13 protein-coding genes are annotated in these 14,443 nt (G+C 65.8%); 9 read left to right on the top strand and 4 right to left on the bottom strand.

Annotated elements, in window-relative coordinates:
- Window positions 1-11: 11 nt before the first annotated feature.
- Together OU426_RS00600 and aroB are read left to right on the top strand one after the other, a co-directional pair.
- On the top strand, window positions 12-569 hold the full coding sequence (locus OU426_RS00600; RefSeq protein WP_267631892.1) for a shikimate kinase: 558 nt from the start codon (window positions 12-14) through the stop codon (window positions 567-569).
- On the top strand, window positions 553-1,668 hold the full coding sequence (gene aroB / locus OU426_RS00605; RefSeq protein WP_267631893.1) for a 3-dehydroquinate synthase: 1,116 nt from the start codon (window positions 553-555) through the stop codon (window positions 1,666-1,668). The genes OU426_RS00600 and aroB overlap by 17 nt, the downstream gene beginning before the upstream one ends.
- 110 nt (window positions 1,669-1,778) lie before the next feature.
- Here aroB and OU426_RS00610 read toward each other — a convergent pair whose 3' ends face one another.
- The 4 genes from OU426_RS00610 to OU426_RS00625 form a co-directional block, all read right to left on the bottom strand.
- A complete protein-coding gene (locus OU426_RS00610) occupies window positions 1,779-2,969 on the bottom strand; it encodes an ammonium transporter (protein ID WP_267631894.1) in 1,191 nt (396 codons plus the stop codon).
- A gap of 166 nt (window positions 2,970-3,135) precedes the next feature.
- A complete protein-coding gene (locus OU426_RS00615) occupies window positions 3,136-3,606 on the bottom strand; it encodes a CinA family protein (protein ID WP_267631895.1) in 471 nt (156 codons plus the stop codon).
- A 1-nt stretch (window position 3,607) separates the two neighbouring features.
- Window positions 3,608-4,102: a phosphatidylglycerophosphatase A family protein gene (locus OU426_RS00620; protein WP_267631896.1), complete on the bottom strand. Its 495-nt coding sequence runs from the start codon at window positions 4,100-4,102 to the stop codon at window positions 3,608-3,610.
- Complete coding sequence (locus tag OU426_RS00625) at window positions 4,099-5,229, bottom strand: bifunctional 2-C-methyl-D-erythritol 4-phosphate cytidylyltransferase/2-C-methyl-D-erythritol 2,4-cyclodiphosphate synthase (protein ID WP_267631897.1); 1,131 nt, start codon at window positions 5,227-5,229, stop codon at window positions 4,099-4,101. Before OU426_RS00625 ends, OU426_RS00620 begins: the two co-directional genes overlap by 4 nt.
- A 286-nt stretch (window positions 5,230-5,515) precedes the next feature.
- On the opposite strand from OU426_RS00625, the gene dusB reads away from it, so the two are divergent.
- The 7 genes from dusB to hflX all read left to right on the top strand — a co-directional run bounded on the left by dusB (window position 5,516) and on the right by hflX (window position 14,422).
- On the top strand, window positions 5,516-6,526 hold the full coding sequence (dusB, locus tag OU426_RS00630; protein ID WP_267631898.1) for a tRNA dihydrouridine synthase DusB: 1,011 nt from the start codon (window positions 5,516-5,518) through the stop codon (window positions 6,524-6,526).
- The gene (locus tag OU426_RS00635; RefSeq protein ID WP_267631899.1) at window positions 6,526-7,590 is read left to right on the top strand and encodes a two-component system sensor histidine kinase NtrB; all 1,065 of its coding nucleotides are present in this window, start codon (window positions 6,526-6,528) and stop codon (window positions 7,588-7,590) included. The genes dusB and OU426_RS00635 overlap by 1 nt, the downstream gene beginning before the upstream one ends.
- 2 nt (window positions 7,591-7,592) lie before the next feature.
- Window positions 7,593-8,957, top strand: coding sequence for a response regulator (locus OU426_RS00640; protein WP_267631900.1), 1,365 nt, complete (start codon window positions 7,593-7,595; stop codon window positions 8,955-8,957).
- A 103-nt stretch (window positions 8,958-9,060) separates the two neighbouring features.
- The gene (locus OU426_RS00645; RefSeq protein WP_420712555.1) at window positions 9,061-11,337 is read left to right on the top strand and encodes a sensor histidine kinase NtrY-like; all 2,277 of its coding nucleotides are present in this window, start codon (window positions 9,061-9,063) and stop codon (window positions 11,335-11,337) included.
- Entirely contained in the window at window positions 11,334-12,743 is a 1,410-nt protein-coding gene (gene ntrX, locus OU426_RS00650; protein ID WP_267631902.1) for a nitrogen assimilation response regulator NtrX, read from the top strand. The genes OU426_RS00645 and ntrX overlap by 4 nt, the downstream gene beginning before the upstream one ends.
- Before the next feature lie 147 nt (window positions 12,744-12,890).
- Window positions 12,891-13,124, top strand: coding sequence for an RNA chaperone Hfq (gene hfq, locus OU426_RS00655; RefSeq protein WP_267631903.1), 234 nt, complete (start codon window positions 12,891-12,893; stop codon window positions 13,122-13,124).
- A 41-nt stretch (window positions 13,125-13,165) separates the two neighbouring features.
- Complete coding sequence (hflX, locus tag OU426_RS00660) at window positions 13,166-14,422, top strand: GTPase HflX (protein WP_267631904.1); 1,257 nt, start codon at window positions 13,166-13,168, stop codon at window positions 14,420-14,422.
- The last annotated feature ends 21 nt before the right edge of the window (window positions 14,423-14,443 follow it).

The raw sequence follows: 14,443 nt of genomic DNA on the forward strand, positions 1-14,443 counted from the left end.
GGGGGAGCGGATTGGCCTTCGCGCTTAGACATACGGTGGCGCTCATCGGGATGATGGGGGCCGGGAAGACCGCGGTCGGGAACGCTTTGGCGCGCCTCGTCGGTGTGCCGTTCGTCGATTCGGACGAAGAACTCGTTCGCGCCGCGCAGATGAGCGTGGCGGAAATCTTCGCCCGCGACGGCGAAGCCTTCTTCCGGGCGCGCGAAACCGAGGTGCTGGCGCGGCTCCTCTCGGGGCCGCCCTGCGTGCTTTCGACCGGCGGCGGCGCTTTTCTGTCAGAACGCAACCGCTCGCTTATTGCCGAGAAGGGCGCGGCGATCTGGCTGAAGGCCGATCTGGAGCTTCTGTGGCAGCGCGTCCGCCACAAGACGACGCGCCCGCTTCTGCATACGCCCGATCCCAAGCGCACTTTGAGCGACCTTTTGGACGCGCGCGCACCCGTCTATGCGCTGGCGGGCGTGGTGGTGGAGGCCGAACCCGATTTGACGGTTGACGATATGGCCGCGAAGGTCTTGAAGGCGCTCATCCTTCATGGCGATGTGGTGGAGCGGGATGAGCGGCAGGATTGATACGGTTCATGTGGCGCTTGGCGCCCGCGCCTACGATGTGCGGATCGGGGCGGGGCTGATCCAGCGCGCGGGCGAGGAAATCCGGCCTCTGCTGCGGCGGCCGCGTGTGGCGGTCATCACCGATGAAACCGTGGGCCCGCTGCATCTGGACGCCTTGCGCGCGGGCCTTGGCGATATTGCCATGACCGCGCTTGCGCTGCCTGCGGGCGAGGCGACGAAGGGCTGGCCGGAGTTCAGCCGGGCCGTCGAATGGCTTCTGTCCGAGAAGGTCGAGCGCAAGGATGTGGTCGTGGCCTTCGGGGGCGGCGTCATTGGCGATCTGGTGGGGTTTGCGTCTGCCGTTCTTCGGCGCGGCGTGCGGTTCGTGCAGATACCGACAACCTTGCTCGCGCAGGTCGACAGTTCGGTCGGCGGCAAGACCGGCATCAATTCGGCCCATGGCAAGAACCTGATCGGCGCCCTTCATCAGCCCGCGCTGGTGCTTGCGGATATCGAGGTCCTGGGCACACTCGCCCCCCGCGATTTCCTCGCGGGCTATGGCGAGGTGGTGAAATACGGACTTCTGGGCGACGCCGCCTTTTTCGACTGGCTGGAGGCTCACGGGCCGTCAGCCGCGCAGGGCGACCTTGCCGCGCGCCAACACGCCGTCACCCATTCGGTGACGATGAAGGCGCGGATCGTCGAACGGGACGAAACCGAGGAGGGCGAGCGCGCGCTTCTCAATCTCGGCCATACCTTCTGCCACGCGCTCGAGGCCGCGACCGGCTATTCCGACCGGCTTCTGCATGGCGAAGGCGTGGCGATCGGATGCGCGCTGGCGTTCGAACTGTCGCAGCGCCTCGGCCTCTGTTCGCAAGAGGCGCCAAGCCGGGTTCGCGCCCACCTGAAAGCGATGGGCATGAAATGCGACCTTGCCGATATTCCGGGCGAACTGCCGGGGGCCGAAAGGCTGATCGCGCTGATGGGGCAGGACAAGAAGGTGGTCGACGGCCGCCTGCGCTTCATCCTCGCCCGCGGCATCGGCGAGGCTTTCGTGGCCGATGGCGTCGACATGGCGGTGGTCCGGACGGTGCTGGAAGAGGCGCTGGCGGGGCGTTAGTCGTGCCTGTTGACCCGGGGTTCAGTTCAATAGGTATGCGAGGCACAAGAAAGAACCGGGGCCTCGCAGCCCCGGCAAGTTACCCTTGCGGGCCTCAGGAAACTTGTAAATCAGGAATTCAGGTCGTAGGCGCGTTCGCCATGGCTGGCGAGGTCGAGGCCGTTGTATTCGGCCTCCTGATCGACCCGCATCGGGAAGGCCAGCGACGTAAGCTTCGCCAGCACATAGGTCGCGCCAAGCGTCCATGCGCCGACGATCAGCAGCGCACCCGCCTGCGCCGTCCAGCTTCCAGCGCTAAGGGCCGCGATCATCAGCGTACCGAAGATGCCGCCGACACCATGGACGGCGAAGACGTCGAGCGTATCGTCGATCTTCAGCCGGTTGCGGATCAGTGCCACGGCCTCCTGACAGAGAATGCCCGCGATGCCGCCGATGAGAAGCGCGGCCCAAGGGCCGACGAAGCCAGAAGCGGGCGTGATCGAGGCAAGACCCGCGATCGTGCCGGTGACGATGCCCACAAGCGAGGCGCGGCCGAATTTCACCCGCTCCCATAGTGCCCAGGTCAGTGAGGCGGCGGCGGCCGACAGATGCGTTACAGTGATCGCCATCGCCGCCTGACCGTTTGCGGCCAAGGCGGAGCCGCCGTTGAAGCCGAACCAGCCGACCCAGAGAAGCCCTGCGCCAATTGCCACCAGCCCCGGCGCATGCGGCGGGGTGGTACGGTTGCGGCGCGGCCCGATCATCACGGCGAGCAGAAGGGCGGCAAGCCCCGCCGTCTCATGCACCACGATCCCGCCCGCGAAATCCTTGGTGCCCGTGGCGCCGAATATCCCGCCATCGGCCATGAAGCCGCCGCCCCAGATCCAATGGGCAACTGGCGCATAGACGACAAGCATCCAGAGGCCCGAAAAGACCATGACGAAGGCGAAGGAAACGCGTTCGGCAAAGGCGCCGAGGAAGAGCGCAGGGGTGATGATCGCGAAGGTCATCTGGAAGGCGAAGAAAGCAATCTCTGGCAGCGCGCCGGTCAGGGTCTCGATCGTAACGCCCGACAGACCTGCCCGCGTCAGCCCGCCCCAGAGGCTGCCCCAGCCGCCCTCGGTGCCGCCAAAGGCGATGCTGTAGCCCGCCACGAACCACAGGACGCTCATCAGGGCTGCGATGGCGAAGCACTGCATGAAGACGGAGAGCACGTTCCGCGCCCGCACGAGCCCGCCGTAGAACAGCGCCAGCCCCGGCAGCGTCATCATCAGGACTAGCGCGGTGGCAAAGAGCACAAAGGCGGTATCGGCGGCGGACATGGGTTCTCCGGTCGGCAATGATCTGCAAACGGCAGAAAGCCGGTTCTGACTGCCCGTGAAAGCGGCATGCGCGGTCGGGATGCCCAAAACCGGGGCAGTTTGCAGAGCGCCCGAAAATTGGGCGGCTCCGGGTGGCATGTGCCGGAAGTTCGGGCGCTTGGAGAAGTCAGAGTGCCGAAAGCAAAAGCGCCAGCGCATGGTCGACGGTCCGCGACCGGACCAAAGCGCGTCCCAGTGGGCCGAAGTCGATGGTTTCGGTGCGTGTTGCCCGCCCCGCGGCGGCGAGGCCGAAACAGACCCGCCCTTCGGGCTTGAACTCCGACCCGCCCGGTCCGGCGATGCCGGTGACGGCGACGGCAAGCGTGGCCCCCGACCGGGCAAGCGCCCCCTCGGCCATCTCGCGCGCCACGTCCTCGCTGACTGCGCCATGCGCATCAAGCGTCGCGCTCCTGACACCCAGCATCGCCTGTTTGGCCGCGTTCGAATAGGTCACGAAGCCCCGGTCGAAGATCGCCGATGATCCTGCCACATCAGTGATCGCCGCGGCAATCATGCCGCCGGTACAGCTTTCGGCGGTGGCGATGACCGTGCCCGCGGCATTGGCCCTTTCAAGAAGCGTGACGGCGGCAGGACGCATCTCAGGACCAGAAAAGTGGCGCGTGCCACAGAACGCCCGCCGCGACGGTCGCGATCCCAGCGAAAAGCCCCGCCCAGAGATCGTCTAGCATCACGCCGGCCGCATCGCCGCGCGCGTCGGCCCGGCCGACCAGCCAGGGCTTCCAGATGTCGAAAAGCCGGAAGAAGAGGAAGGCCGCGAGCGGCGCGGGCCAGGGCAGCCAGCCCTCCCAGCCGCGCGTCCAGAAGGCGAGCGAGGGCAGAAGAAGGGCGATCCACTGACCCGCCACCTCGTCGATCACCACTTCCGACGGATCGTCGCCCGGCCGGTCGGCGAGCAACCGCGCGCAGACCGCAAAGCCCGCCCAGATGGCGACCATCGTCGCCATCAATAGCCCCGGAAAGCCAGCATATCGGTCGATCGCCCAGCCCAGAAGCACGGCGCCAAGCGAGCCCCAGGTGCCGGGGGCGGGGCGCAGCAGGCCAAGGCCGAAGGCGGTTGCGAACAGCCGGATCATGCCGACACCAGCGTCGCGGTCGCCAAGGCCGCAATCCCTTCCTCGCGCCCGGTAAAGCCTAGCCGTTCCGATGTCGTGGCCTTCACGCTGATCCGCCCCGCCTCGATCCCGAGGATCGCCGCGAGCCGCGCCTGCATCGCCGCCGCGTGCGGCCCGATCTTCGGCCGCTCGCAGACGATTGTGACATCGGCATTGGCGATCCGGTAGCCGCGCGCACTCGCCAGCTGCCCGGCATGGGCAAGGAAGATCTCGGACGCGGCCCCCTTCCACTGCGGGTCCGAGGGCGGGAAATGCCGGCCGATATCGCCCTCTGCCAAAGCTCCATAGATCGCGTCGGTCAAGGCATGCATCGCGACATCGGCATCGGAATGGCCCAGAAGCGCCCGGTCATGCGGCACCTTCACCCCGCAGAGCCAGACATGATCACCCGCCGTGAAGGCATGGACGTCATAGCCATTGCCCAGACGCACATCCATGGCACCAACCTTCCGTTCCGCCCGGGCGAAATCGTCCGGGTAGGTGATCTTGAAATTTTCCTCCTCGCCGGCGACCACGGCCACCGAAAGCCCGTGGGCGAGCGCCACTTCCACATCATCAGCCGCGCCGCCCGGATGGGCGCGATGGGCCTGAAGGATCGCGGGAAAGCGAAAGCCCTGCGGCGTCTGGGCGCGCAAGAGCCCCTCGCGGGACTGAAGACCCGTCACCCTGCCGCCTGCGCCGCGCCAAAGCGCGTCACTGACGGCGATCGCGGGCGCTGCCCCGTCCGACTTTTCCAGCGCTGCGATGACGCTTTGAACCATCATGCGCGAGGGGAAGGGGCGGGCGCCATCATGGATGAGAACCCGGGTCACGGCCGATCCTTCGAGTACTTCCAGAGCGTTTCGCACCGATGCCGCCCGCGTCTCGCCACCTGCGACAAGCGTCGCGTGGCCCGCCGTCAGCTCCAGCCCGCGCATCATATCTTCGGGATGAAGCGTCAGGACAATGCGGCCAAACCCGTCGAAGGCTGAAAGCGTGTGGGCAAGGACCGGTCGTCCGGCAATCTTCCGCCATTGCTTCGGTTCCTCGCCGCCCGCCCGCGTGCCGCGTCCCGCGGCGGTAATGATGATCGCGAGCGTCTCGTCCACGGGTTGCCCTCATTGCCTCTGCATCCGGGTCTAGCCGCTCTCCTGCCGCCAGACAAGCAGCACCCGTCCGAGGGACGCGGGCATCAGCCCGCGCCCCGAGACATGTCTTGCGCCCGGAACGGGCGCGCCGCTGGATCACACCAGTTTGCCCAAGCGCATGGCGCGTCTGTCTGGCGATGCCTAATTTTCGGGCAGTGGGAGAATCCCAGTCAATAGTCGCGATATTCGATTGCCGAAGCGGGAGCTGGGCGGTATCAGGCAGTGTGTTTGCACAAGGATTAGGCATTTGACCGTCGCTCTCGCAGGTCTGACGCTCGACCCGGCGGTTTTCCTCGCGCCGATGGCCGGGATCACCGATCTGCCCTTCCGGCGGATCGTGGCGCGCTTCGGCGCGGGGCTTCTGGTGTCCGAGATGGTCGCCTCGGGCGAGATGGTCACCGATACCCCGTCGGTCCGGGCCAAGGCGCGCACCGATCTGGGGCTTGGCGACGGGGCGCTGCCCACGTCGGTTCAGCTTGCGGGGCGCGAGGCGCATGCGATGGCAGAGGCCGCGCGGCGGGTGGCCGACATGGGCGCGCGGATCATCGATATCAACATGGGATGTCCGGCCAAACAGGTCACCGGCGGCGCCTCGGGCGCAGCGCTCATGCGCAATCTCGATCATGCGCTGACGCTGATCGAGGCGGTCGTGGGCGCGGTCGATCTGCCGGTCACACTGAAATGCCGCCTGGGCTGGGACCGCGATTGCCTCAATGCCGCCGACCTCGCCCGCCGCGCCGAAGCGGCGGGCATCCGCATGCTGACCGTCCATGGCCGCACCCGCGCCGATTTCTACAAGGGTCAGGCCAACTGGGCGGCGATCCGCGAGGTGGTCGAGGCTGTCCGTATCCCGGTCATCGCCAACGGCGACATCACCTCGTCCGCCGCCGCGCGCGAGGCACTGCACCTTTCGGGTGCGTCAGGCGTGATGGTCGGGCGCGGCGCGCAGGGCGCGCCCTGGCGGCTTTCGGAAATCGCGCATGCACTTCATGGCACGACCGCCCCGGAGGTGCCGCAGGGCGCGGCCCGTGCGGCGCTTGTCGCCGATCATTACGAGGCGATCCTGTCCTTCTACGGCCGCGACCTTGGCCTGCGCGTCGCGCGCAAGCACCTCGGCTGGTATGCAGATGAAGCCCGGATCGACCCGGGCCTTCGTGCGCGGATAATGGTTGCCCCGCACCCTGAAGAGGTCTTCGCGCTGATCGCCGAAGCCTTTTCGTCTGCACCCGCGCGCGCCCCCGAGCGCGAGGCTGCCTGATGGATCCGGCGCCCGACAGGCTCTGGGCGTCCTTGCCGGTTCCGGCATTCCTGATTGGCCGGGACGGTCTGACCGAGGGAGTCAATCCCGCAGGCGAGGAATTCATGAATGCCTCGGCGAAGGCGCTCGCCGGTCAGCCCCTGTTCGACCGGTTGGCGATCGACGCGCCCTTGGAAGAGGCTTTCGCCCGCATGCGCGACGGCCATTCCACGCTTCATATCAACGATGTCGAGGTCGGCACCGGCGACCGTGCGCCGGTTCTGTGCAATATTCAGGCGGCGCCCCTTATCGGCGCGCCCGACACGATCCTCCTTCTGATTGCGCCGCGTGAATTTGCCGACCGGCTCGGCCGCGTACAGGGGCTGAAGAAATCAGCGCGTTCGGCCATCGGCATGGCCGACATGCTGGCGCATGAGATCAAGAACCCGCTTGCCGGGATCAGCGGCGCCGCGCAGCTACTCGGCATGAACCTTGCGCCCGACGACCGAGAGCTGGTCGACCTGATCCTGGGCGAGACGCGGCGGATCGTGACGCTTCTGGAACAGGTGGAACAGTTCGGCCATCTGCGCCCGCCCGAACGCCGCGCCGTCAATATCCACGATGTCCTCGACCGCGCCCGTCGCTCGGCGGAACTGGGCTTTGCCGCGAACATGCGCTTTGTCGAGGACTTCGACCCTTCGCTGCCGCCGGTCTGGGCCGACCCCGACCAGCTGACACAGGTTTTCCTGAACCTTCTGAAGAACGCCGCCGAAGCGGCGGGCGACAGGGGCGGCACGATCCGCATCCATACGTTCTACGACCTCACACTGCGCCTCAGGCGCGAGGACGGCAGCCGCGCGCTGCCCCTCCAGGTCGAGATCACCGACGACGGGCCGGGCATTCCGACGGGCATGATCGAGGATATTTTCGATCCGTTCGTCTCGGGCCGCGAGAACGGCACCGGCCTTGGTCTCGCGCTCGTCTCGCGCATCATCGCCGATCACGAAGGCTGGGTCGGCGTCGAAAGCCAGCCCGGCCGAACCACATTCCGCATAGCGCTGCCGAAAGCGCGAGAGGAGGCCTAAAGATGGACGGCACCGTCCTTGTCGCCGATGACGACCGCACTATCCGCACCGTCCTGACCCAGGCGCTGACCCGCGCGGGCTGCCGGGTGCATGCGACATCCTCCATGGTCACGCTCATGCGCTGGGTCGAAGAGGGGAAGGGCGATCTGGTGATTTCGGACGTGGTCATGCCCGATGGCAACGGGCTGCGGGCCCTGCCAGAGATCGCGCGGCAAAGGCCCGGCCTTCCGGTCATCATCATTTCGGCCCAGAACACGATTGTCACCGCCATTCAGGCAGCCGAGGCAGAGGCCTGGGACTATCTGCCGAAGCCTTTCGACCTGCCCGACCTGATGAAGCGCGCGGCGCGTGCGCTTGACGTGCAGCGGCGGCGCGGGCCCGTGCCTCAGCCGTCGGCGCCGCGCGAGATTGAAAGCGACCTGCCGCTTGTGGGGCGGACGGCCGCGATGCAGGCGCTTTACCGGTTGGTGGCCAAGGTGATGAACGCCGATCTGCCGGTGCTGATCACCGGCGAATCCGGTACCGGCAAGACGCTGGTCGCCCGCGCGATCCACGATTTTTCCGACCGCCGCGCCGCCCCTTTCGTGACCGCGCAGATGGCCGACATGAAGGCTATCGATGGTCCGGCGGCGCTGCTGGCCAAGGCAAAGGGCGGCACGCTCGTCTTCGACGAGATCGCCGATTTCGACGATGAGGCGCAGGGTAGGATCGTGCGGATGCTCGACGCCCTGCCCGAGCCGGGGCCGCGTATCGTTGCAACCTCGCAGGCTGACCTGGCCGAGCGGCTGGCGGCGGGCCAGTTGCGCAAGGACCTCTATTTCCGCTTGGGCGGCGTGACGCTCGCCGTGCCCGCGCTGCGCGAACGGGTCGAGGATATCCCGCTGCTTGCCGAACATTTCCTGGCGCGGGTCGCCCGCGACGGGGCGGGAGAGAAGCGGTTTGCGCCCGATGCCGCCGACCTAATCCGCACCTATCCCTGGCCCGGCAACGTCCGGCAGCTGGAAAACACCGTGAAGCGGCTTGCCGTCACCGCGCTTGGCGCCGAGATCACCCGCGCGGAAGTCGAGGCGGCGCTGACCGGCCAGACGGCAGAGCCGCCGCGCGTCGCCGAAGGCGAAAAACTGTCGGCATCCGTTGCGCGTCACCTCAGCCGCTATTTCGACCTGCATGGCGGTGCCCTGCCGCCGCCGGGGCTTTATGACCGGATCCTGAGGGAAATCGAGGTGCCGCTCATCGAAATCGCATTGGGCGCGACCGGCGGCAATCAGGCCAGATGTGCCGATCTTCTCGGCATTAACCGCAATACTTTGCGCAAGAAGATCACCGACCTCGATATCCGCGTGACAAGGCGGCGCAAGCTGATGTAAAAGGGCAACAGAACCTGTGGCGTATCGGCATCATATCCGAAAGGACCACGGGCAGATGTAGGCACCAGCGGTAGCCGCCGGACAGCGGAGAGAGTGGACCCCTTTGCAAGGGCTCGGTCGGGTTTGGACATGGGAGAAGCTGTCGCGCCTCAGGCGGCAGCGCAGGGTGCAGAACGCCCTGACGATTGCGCTGGTGGCGCTTGGCCCGGTTCTGGCGGTTGCGACCTTCGTTATCCTCGGGCCCATGGCCCAAGGTGCGGAATCGGATGCGCTCAGGCTGATCCTTTTGGCCGACCTTGTCTATTTCTTGCTGCTCGCTGGCCTCGTCCTGACGCGCCTCGCCGGGATGATAGCGGCGCGGCGGGCGAAATCGGCAGGCTCGCGCCTGCACCTGCGGCTGACCAGCATGTTTGCGGGTGTAGCTTTGGTGCCGACGGTTCTGGTCGCGATCTTCGCGGGCCTCACGGTCAACATCGGGCTTGAAGGCTGGTTTTCCGATCGGGTGAGGAGCGTCGTTGGCACCTCACTGGATGCGGCGGAGGCCTATCAGGACGAACACCGCCGCGACCTCGATGCCGACACGCGGGCGCTTGCGGGCTTTCTCGACCAGAACAAGCAGGCGGCCTTCCTGATTTCGGACGCCGAGGTGCGGCAGCTTCTGACCGATGGCCAGACCCGCATCCAGCGCGGCCTGCGCGAGGCCTATGTTATTGATGGCGCCGGAGAGATAAAGGCGCGCGGCGATCGGTCTTATCTGTTCGATTTCGAGAAGCCGACGGCAGACGATCTCGCGCGCGCGGCCAAGGGCGATCTGGTCTTGATCGAGGACTGGGACAACAATGAGTTCCGCGCGCTCGAAAAGCTCGACGCCTATACAGATCGATTTCTCTACGTTAGTCGAAGTGTAGACGGCAAGATTTTGAATCTGCTGGATAATACACGTGAAACTGTCGGGCTTTATCAACAGCTGGAAGCAACGCGCGGGCGGGTGATCTTTGAGTTCGGCCTCGTCTATCTCGGCTTTGCACTGATTCTGATCCTTGCCGCTATCTGGATGGGGCTTTGGATTGCCGAACGGCTGGCGCGCCCGGTCGGTCGGCTTGCGGGGGCCGCGCAGCGGGTCGGCGCGGGCGATCTGGGCGTGCAGGTGGTCGAAGAGCCGGGCGATGACGAGATTGCCATGCTCGGGCGGCTTTTCAACCAGATGACCCGTCAGCTGTCCAGCCAGCGCGAGGCGCTGATCGACAGCCACCGCCAGACCGAGGACCGGCGACGGTTGTTCGATTCGGTCCTGTCGTCGGTCACAGCGGGGGTCGTTGGCCTTGATGCCGAGGGGCGGGTGGATTTCATGAACCGCGCCGCCATGCGCCTTCTGGCGCTGGAAGAGGATCGCGACCACGGCCGTGTCCTGTCAGAGGCAGTGCCGGAATTTGCAGCGCTTTTCGAGCGGCTGCGTGAGGGCATGGGCGAGGTCGCGCAGGAAGAGATCAAGGTCAGCCGGGCAGGGCGGCTTGAAAGCCTGCTCGTCCGCATGGCGATGCGGCGGAACGACGGCGGCGGGCTTGAAGGTTATGTGGTGGCCTTCGACGATGTGACTGAACTCGTCAGCGCGCAGCGCATGGCCGCCTGGGGCGATGTTGCCCGCCGGATTGCGCATGAGATCAAGAACCCGCTGACACCGATCCAGCTGTCAGCGGAACGTATCCGCCGCAAGTTCGCGCCGCTGGTCGGTGACCTTTCCGATCAGCTGGAGCAGATGACTGACGTCATCGTTCGCCAGACCGGCGACCTGCGCCGGATTGTGGACGAGTTTTCTAAATTCGCCCGCATGCCAGAGCCCGACCGCCGCGACCATGACCTTGCGAAACTGATGCGCGATGCGGTCGCCCTGCAGGAAGGCGCATTGCACGGCGCGCGGCTTGTCGCCGACCTGCCAAGCGGCCCCGTCATCGTGGAACTGGATGCAACAATGATCTCGCAGGCGGTGACGAACCTGATCAAGAACGCGGGCGAGGCCGTTGAATCGCTTCAGGAACGCGGCGCGCCGCCAGGCTACGCGCCGGAAGTGCGGGTTGCGATGCTGGCCGAGGGCGACCAGATCACCATCCGCATCGCCGACAATGGCACCGGCCTGCCGGAGGATCGCGCGCGGCTTTTTGAACCTTACGTGACGACGCGCGAGAAGGGCACGGGGCTAGGCCTGCCGATCGTCAAGAAGATCATCGAAGAACATGGCGGCACGCTGATACTGACAGACGCGCCGCTGTTCGAGGGGGCCCCGCATGCAGGGGCGCTGGCCGAAATCAGGTTGCCGCGCGCCAAGACCCAGGCGCGTGCGGTGAAAGAGCGGGCGGCGGAAGCCGCGGGAGGAGTGGCATGAGTGATATTCTGATCGTTGACGACGAGCGCGACATCCGGGAACTGATCGCTGATATCCTGCGCGATGAAGGTTTCACCACGCGCCTTGCCGGCAATTCCGACGAGTGCATGGACGAGATCAACAGCGAGCCACCCGCGCTGATGATCCTCGACATCTGGCTGAAGGACAGCCGGATGGACGGGATCGACATCCTGAAGACGGTAAAGCGCGACAACCCGGATATTCCGATCATCATCATCTCGGGCCACGGAAATATCGAGATCGCGGTCGCAGCAATCAAGCAGGGCGCCTACGACTTCATCGAGAAGCCGTTCAACATCGACCAGCTGACGGTCGTTGTGCGCCGCGCGATGGAAACCGCGCGGCTGAGGCGCGAAAATGCCTCGCTCCGCCGCCGCGAGACCTCGCCGCAGGAAATGATCGGCCAGTCGCCCGCCTTCCGCACTCTGAAATCAAACCTCGAAAAGGTGACGAAGTCGAACGCGCGGGTGATGCTGACCGGCGAGCCAGGCACCGGCAAGGAGCTGGCCGCCCGCTATATCCACGCCAATTCGCAGCGTGCGAGCGGGCCTTTCGTCACCGTCGCCTCCGCCTCGATCGAACCGGAACGGATGGAAGAGGTGCTGTTCGGCCGTGAAACTCCCGAACGGGGGGTCGAGAAGGGGCTTCTCGAACAGGCGCATGGCGGTTTTGTCTATTTCGACGAGGTGGCGGACATGCCGCTCGGCACCCAGTCGAAGATCCTGCGGGTTTTGACCGAACAGCAGTTCACCCGCGTCGGCGGCGCCGACAAGGTGCGCGTCGATCTGCGGGTGATTTCCTCGACCACGCGTGCGCTGCCGGCCGAGATTGCAGCCGGGCGGTTCCGGCAGGAGTTGTATGACCGGCTGAACGTCGTGCCGATAGCCGTGCCGTCGCTCGACGACCGGCGCGAGGATATTCCACTGATTGCGCGGCACTTCATCGAGCATCTGAACCGCGCACAGGGCCTGCCGACGCGCGGCCTGTCGGAAGAGGCGGATGCGGTGATGCAGACGATGGACTGGCCCGGCAATATCCGCCAGCTGAGGAACGCGATCGAAGGCGCGCTGATCCTTGGCGACCCATCGCGGCCGATCGAACCGCAGGACCTTCCGGGCCACGCGCCCTCGGACGCCGACGACAGCCGCATCACCCTGACCGGCGGCCTTGCCACGCTGCCCCTGCGCGAGGCGCGCGAGCTTTTTGAGCGTGAATATCTCCTGACCCAGATCAACCGGTTCGGCGGCAATATCAGCCGCACGGCGGCCTTCGTGGGCATGGAACGCTCGGCGCTCCATCGTAAGCTGAAGTCTTTGGGCGTGGTCACGACCAGCAAGTCGGGCGCGCGGATGGCGCATTTCGAGGAGGAAGAGGAAGAGGTCTGATCAATTTTCCCACAATGGATTGGCCAGCGCTTGAAAACGCTGCGTTTTTGCACTGGCGAAAGAAAAATACTTCGGCATACTTGGCCCAAGTCTCCGGAGCGCCACCGTGGGGCGAATAAAGCGCTTATAAGAAACGAGGCATAACCAATGGCCGCCGACAAACAGAATTTGCAGGACGCCTTTCTCAATCAGGTCCGCAAGACCAAGGTTTCCGTCACCATCTTTCTCATCAATGGCGTGAAGCTGCAGGGCGTGATCACCTGGTTCGACAATTTCTGCGTGCTCCTGCGCCGCGACGGCCAGTCGCAGCTGGTCTATAAGCACGCGATCTCGACCATCATGCCGGGTCAGGCGATCTCGCTCTACGAGGGTGAAGACTGAAACCGAGCGACCGCCGCGAGGGGGACGATGCACGCGCCGATGTGACGCGCGCTTTCGTGCTGCATCCCGACATGAAATCCGACCGCCGCCGCGCGCCGGAATTGGCGCTGGCCGAGGCCGTGTCGCTTGCCGCCGCTCTGCCCGACCTAGAGGTGGTCGGGGCCGAGGTCGTGCGCCTGCCGAAGGCGCAGGCGGGGAAGCTCTTCGGTTCGGGCAAGATCGACGAACTGAAGGGGCGCTTTGTCGATCTCGACGTGGCTTTGGTGCTTGTCGACGGGCAGGTCAGCCCGATCCAGCAGCGCAATCTGGAAAAGGAGTGGGGGGTGAAGCTCCTCGACCGGACCGGGCTGATCCTGGAGATTTTCGCGGATCGGGCGCGCACCCGCGAAGGTGTGCTGCAGGTCGAACTGGCGGCGCTGACCTACCAGCGTTCGCGCCTCGTCCGGGCCTGGACCCACCTTGAGCGCCAGCGTGGCCGCTCGGGCTTCGGCTTCGTCGGCGGCCCGGGTGAGACGCAGATGGAGGCCGACCGCCGCGCCATCGACGACGAGGTGGTGAAGATCCGCCGTCAGCTGGAAAAGGTGGTGAAGACCCGCGAACTGCATCGCGCCGCGCGGCGTAAGGTGCCGTTCCCGATCGTGGCGCTGGTCGGCTATACGAACGCCGGGAAATCGACGCTCTTCAACCGGATGACCGGGTCGGACGTACTGGCCAAGGACATGCTCTTTGCCACGCTCGACCCGACGATGCGCGGCGTCACCCTGCCAACGGGACGCAAGGTGATCTTGTCGGACACGGTGGGCTTCATCTCCGACCTGCCGACCCAGCTTGTCGCCGCCTTTCGCGCGACGCTGGAAGAGGTGCTGGAAGCCGACCTCATCCTTCATGTCCGCGACATTGCCCATCCCGAGACTGAGGAACAGGCGGCCGATGTGGCCGACATCCTCGAAAGCCTCGGGGTCGAAGAGGGTGTGCCGATGATCGAGGTTTGGAACAAGATCGACCTCCTCATGCCCGAGACCAGAACGGCCCTGACGGTGCAGGATGCACGCACGCCCGGCATCCAGGCGGTCAGCGCGCTGACCGGCGAGGGTCTTACGGGCCTCTTCGAGGCGATCACCGAGGCGCTCGACGAGGAACGGATCGAGGAGGCGCTGACGCTTCCCTTCACCGCAGGGCGCGCGCGGGCCTGGTTGCATGATCAGGGGATCGTTCTAGCCGAAGCAGACAGCGATGCGGGCCACGTGATCCGCGTCCGCTGGACCCGTCGCCAGAAAGAGGCGTTCGGGCGGCTCTGAGTGGCCCCGGCTTGGTCGCCG

This window comes from Frigidibacter sp. RF13 (assembly GCF_026626305.1).
In the GTDB taxonomy this organism is placed as follows: domain Bacteria; phylum Pseudomonadota; class Alphaproteobacteria; order Rhodobacterales; family Rhodobacteraceae; genus TMP-24.

Excerpts from the sequence above, each read along its gene's own strand:
- aroB (WP_267631893.1), top strand. The coding sequence starts at position 553 with ATGAGCGGCAGGATTGATACGGTTCATGTGGCGCTTGGCGCCCGCGCC.
- OU426_RS00610 (WP_267631894.1), bottom strand. The coding sequence starts at position 2,969 with ATGTCCGCCGCCGATACCGCCTTTGTGCTCTTTGCCACCGCGCTAGTC.
- OU426_RS00615 (WP_267631895.1), bottom strand. The coding sequence starts at position 3,606 with ATGCGTCCTGCCGCCGTCACGCTTCTTGAAAGGGCCAATGCCGCGGGC.
- OU426_RS00620 (WP_267631896.1), bottom strand. The coding sequence starts at position 4,102 with ATGATCCGGCTGTTCGCAACCGCCTTCGGCCTTGGCCTGCTGCGCCCC.
- OU426_RS00635 (WP_267631899.1), top strand. The coding sequence starts at position 6,526 with ATGGATCCGGCGCCCGACAGGCTCTGGGCGTCCTTGCCGGTTCCGGCA.
- OU426_RS00640 (WP_267631900.1), top strand. The coding sequence starts at position 7,593 with ATGGACGGCACCGTCCTTGTCGCCGATGACGACCGCACTATCCGCACC.
- ntrX (WP_267631902.1), top strand. The coding sequence starts at position 11,334 with ATGAGTGATATTCTGATCGTTGACGACGAGCGCGACATCCGGGAACTG.
- hfq (WP_267631903.1), top strand. The coding sequence starts at position 12,891 with ATGGCCGCCGACAAACAGAATTTGCAGGACGCCTTTCTCAATCAGGTC.